Genomic DNA, 3691 nt, shown 5'->3' with positions numbered 1-3691 from the left:
CCCGAGCACCAGTGGATCGTGCCAGCGGCGGTGGGACAACTCCGCCGCCAGCCGCGCCCCGCCGGCGCGCCGATCCCGGAACGACCTTCTCCGCTTCACCTTCGTCGGCTACCCACCCCCGGCACCGCCACACGAACCACTTCCGAAACAGGTCCTACCCGGGCTCGCCGCGCTGTTTGCGGTGGAGCACCCAGAGAAAATCGATGACCGCGCCCACCGCGAGGATCCCCAGGATCCCCGAAATCCACCACATCTGGAAGTAACCGAACAGCACGGCGCCCCCGACACACACCACGAATCCCAGGGCGGACAGCACCAGCCGCAGGGTCAGCGCGCTGTAGGCGGGGGCGGCGCCGCCGTAGCCGGAGGTCGGGTCGTGGTAGCCGGGCAGGCCCCGCTCGTACTCCTCCCGAGTGCGGGGCTTCTCTCGCGGAAACTTCATTGGTCGCGGATACCCGGTCACCGGCCCGGCCACACTCCCACGGCCCGCCCTCGCACGAATATCCTAAGTAGACATCCGTGCACCCAAGGTGAAGAACAGGGAAGTCCACAGTAGACAAGTCCGGCGGATCCGGCGGCACCGGCCGACATCCTCGCCGTTGAGGCTGCCGGCCGGTGCACCGGGATGGCCGCGTGCGGCAGCACGCTGCCAAGACCGCGCCGACGCCGGGCCGCGGACGGCCACGACGAGGTTCGGGAACACCGGAGAGCCGGACCTCCTCGTCCGGCAACCCGGCGAAGTCTAGGAGAAAACTCGCGCGGGAACGAGTCCTCGTGTTCAAAATGAAATGCTCCCGCCCTCCCGCGGATCAGCGCGGGGCGGGCGCTGGGCTCACTGCCGCCAGCGAAGCTCCTTCGCCACCCGGGCGCAGGCCCGCAGCCGGTCCGGCGCGACCCCGAGCACCACGCTGAGCCAGCCCCGCCAGTACGGGCCAGGCACGCGCTTGCCGCGCTCCCAGCGTGACACCTCGTCACGCCCCAGACTCGTGTTGCCGGACGCGGCGACGAGCGCGTCCGCCAAGTCGTACTGAGTCATGCCCCGCTCTCGGCGGGCGAGTCGGATCAACCGTCCGATGGGGGGAAATTCACCAGATCCGACACGAGGCCCCACAGTACTCTCGTGGCTGAGCATAGGATCGACGTTAGAAGTTCACGGCGCTACGGGCGATCCGATTCACGAACACTCTTATCCCTTTCGCGCATGTTGCCTGCTCAGCGTCTGCTTCGGCGACTCACCGAACCGCTCGCGGTACAACGCGGCGAACCGCCCGTGGTGCGGCAGCCCCCATTTGCTGGCGATCTCGCCCACGGTCGTCGAGTCGTATTGGGCCGCGCTCAGCTCGTCGTGGACCCGTTGGAGCCGGACCCCGCGGAGGTACTCGCTGGGCGAGGTGTCCAACTGTTCCCGGAAGGCCTTCTGCAGGGCACGCACGCTGACCCCGGCGTGCCGCGCGAGGCTGGCCGGGGTGTGCGCCCATTCGGGATGCCCCTCGATGAGGTCGACGGCGATCCCGAGCAGCCGCGACGGGACGGGACGGTCGTCGCCGTTGAGGACCGGGGTGTAGTTGTGCGGCTGGGCGAGCAGCAGTCCGGTGATGAGGTTCTGCTCGAACTGTTCGGCCGCGAGCGGGTGGCCGAGGAGCGACTCCGGCCGGTCCAGATCCCGCACCGCGTAGTCGAGTTGCTCGAACCAGCTGCGCGCGTACCCGCGACCCACGTCCATGCCCGGGGTGAACCGGATCGGCTCCCGCAGTGCGCCGTCGATCAGTTCGGACAGGCGGGCCTCCATGGCGGAGCGCTCGATCCGCACGATCAGCTGCCCGCAGTCGGCCGAAAGGCGGACGGTCGCCGGGTCCGTCGCGGAGAGGAGGCAAAGCCGGTCCGGGCCGGTCGCGACGCGCTCACCACCGCACTGCACGGTGCCGCTGCCCGTCATCGGCGCGAGGACCGCGAAGAACGAATCGAGCTCCCCGACCTCCAGGCGGACGGCGCAGCCGTAGGACAGATAGGTGATCGCGATGTTGCGCATCCGCCGGCAGTGCATGCGGACGTCGAGCCGCGGGTCTGGGCCGAGCAGATCCATCCGGTGCGGACGCAGGATGCGGCCGACCCGTTCCCGCGTCGCCTCGGCGTCCCGCGATTCGAACACCGCGTATCTTTCGAGAGGAAACCGTCCCATTCGCCCTGGGCAGCCGCGGGTTCACGTTCTGTTGAGGCCGACTCCCCTACACCTCCAGGCTCATACTGTCCGAACTTTCGGGCGAAGGAGTACCGGCAAACGGGTGAGCTTTGCCGACTGCAACTTGCAGGCTGCCAACAGTGAATGCGCTCTCCGCGTTTCCCCACTTGTTCGGGTCGTGGCGGAGTAGGCCGAACCTCCATTCTGCCCCAAGTGACGGCGTCGTGCAGGGGAGCGCTTTCTCGACACCACTGAACCCTTGCGTCCGCCAAAACTCGTGTCGAGTTCGGCCCCGCGGCCATCCGCCCAGCTCATGGGACCACAGGCGGCGCCCCGGTGACATGGCCCACAGTATTTCTCCTGGGCCTCATGAATGTCGCGCGAACGGGCGAAGATTTCTTCGTGGAAGCCGCGGTCGGGCAGGTCAGCTTCGCTTTCCAGCCCCTGTACAGCCTGCACACGGGCGGACTCGTCGGCGTCGAGGCACTGGCGAGACCGGCCTCGGGAAAAATCCGCGAACTGCTTCGCTACGCCCGCCAAAAAGGCAGGCTGGTCGCCGTGGACCTCGCACTGGCCGCCGGTGCGATCAAGGCGGACGCGCCTTATGAAACACTTCTTCCGCTTCACTTGAATTTGACCGCACTGTCGGCGGCCGCGCCCCAACTGGTCCTCGACTCGCTGTCCCGGGCGCTGGGCGACAGCGGTCGCCGCCCCGGCGAAATCGTGCTCGAAATCGGCTCGCCCTTCCAGGGGGTGTCGCCCAAGGCGCTGCTGGCCGGGCTCCGGCGCTTCGGCGAACTCGGCTTCCGGCTCGCCCTCGACAACCTCGGCTACGGCGACATCCCGCTGAACCTGCTCGCCGACGCCGGCCCCGAACTGATCAAACTGGACCGGAGGACGCTGTCCCGCCTGCCCGGTGACCTGCCCGCGGTCGCGCTGGTGGAGGCCCTGGTCCACTTCGCCGCCCGCACCGGCCTTCGACTGGCGGCCACCGGCATCGAAACCGGTGACCAGCTCGCGACCGTGCGGGAACTCGGGATCTCGATCGTGCAGGGAAACCTGTTCGCGCCACCCGGGACGGCGCTACCCGCCGCGGAAACCGGCACGCGGATCGGCTCCGGTCCCGCCGTGCCGCACGGGCACGCCACCCCGCTGGTCACGGACTTCCTGAAGCCGGCGGCGACGCTGTCCGCCCACGCCACCTGCGACGAGGTGCGCCGGACGCTGCTGGAGCAGGACGCGCCGACCGGCATCGTCGGCATCGACGAGGCCGGTCGCCCCGTCTGGTCGATCAACCGGACGCGCTTTCTGCTCGACCTGACCGGCCCATTCGGCCACGCGCTCCACGCCAACCGGCCCGCGGCACGGCTGGCCGACCCGCCCAGGACGATCCGGGCGGGCGCGGGGGCGCTCGAACTGCTGGACCTGGTCACCGGCATCGAAACCGAACGCAGCGGCGACGACGTCATCGTGGTCGACCCCGACGGCCGCTGCCTCGGCGTCGTACTGGTG

Annotated in this window: 4 protein-coding genes; 1 reads left to right on the top strand and 3 read right to left on the bottom strand. The window is 69.2% G+C overall.

Going from position 1 to position 3691, the window contains the following annotated elements:
* Nucleotides 1-154 precede the first annotated feature (154 nt).
* The 3 genes from FNH05_RS34420 to FNH05_RS34410 form a co-directional block, all read right to left on the bottom strand.
* Nucleotides 155-442, bottom strand: a complete 288-nt coding sequence (locus FNH05_RS34420) for a DUF6343 family protein (protein WP_144593033.1) — start codon at nucleotides 440-442, stop codon at nucleotides 155-157.
* Nucleotides 443-832: 390 nt separating this feature from the next.
* Nucleotides 833-1036 (bottom strand): transcriptional regulator, encoded by a 204-nt coding sequence (locus tag FNH05_RS34415; protein ID WP_326938100.1) that lies wholly within the window; start codon nucleotides 1034-1036, stop codon nucleotides 833-835.
* 150 nt (nucleotides 1037-1186) lie between these two features.
* Nucleotides 1187-2149, bottom strand: coding sequence for an AraC family transcriptional regulator (locus tag FNH05_RS34410; protein WP_246128120.1), 963 nt, complete (start codon nucleotides 2147-2149; stop codon nucleotides 1187-1189).
* A 399-nt stretch (nucleotides 2150-2548) separates the two neighbouring features.
* Between FNH05_RS34410 and FNH05_RS34405 the strand changes: the two genes are divergently transcribed.
* On the top strand, nucleotides 2549-3691 hold a 1143-nt coding region (locus tag FNH05_RS34405), incomplete at its 3' end, for an EAL domain-containing protein (protein ID WP_246128119.1).

Source organism: Amycolatopsis rhizosphaerae (genome assembly GCF_007713715.1).
Lineage (GTDB): Bacteria > Actinomycetota > Actinomycetes > Mycobacteriales > Pseudonocardiaceae > Amycolatopsis_E > Amycolatopsis_E rhizosphaerae.
The sequence above is the reverse complement of the archived record's forward strand: the minus strand, read 5'-3'. Positions and strand labels throughout refer to the sequence as shown.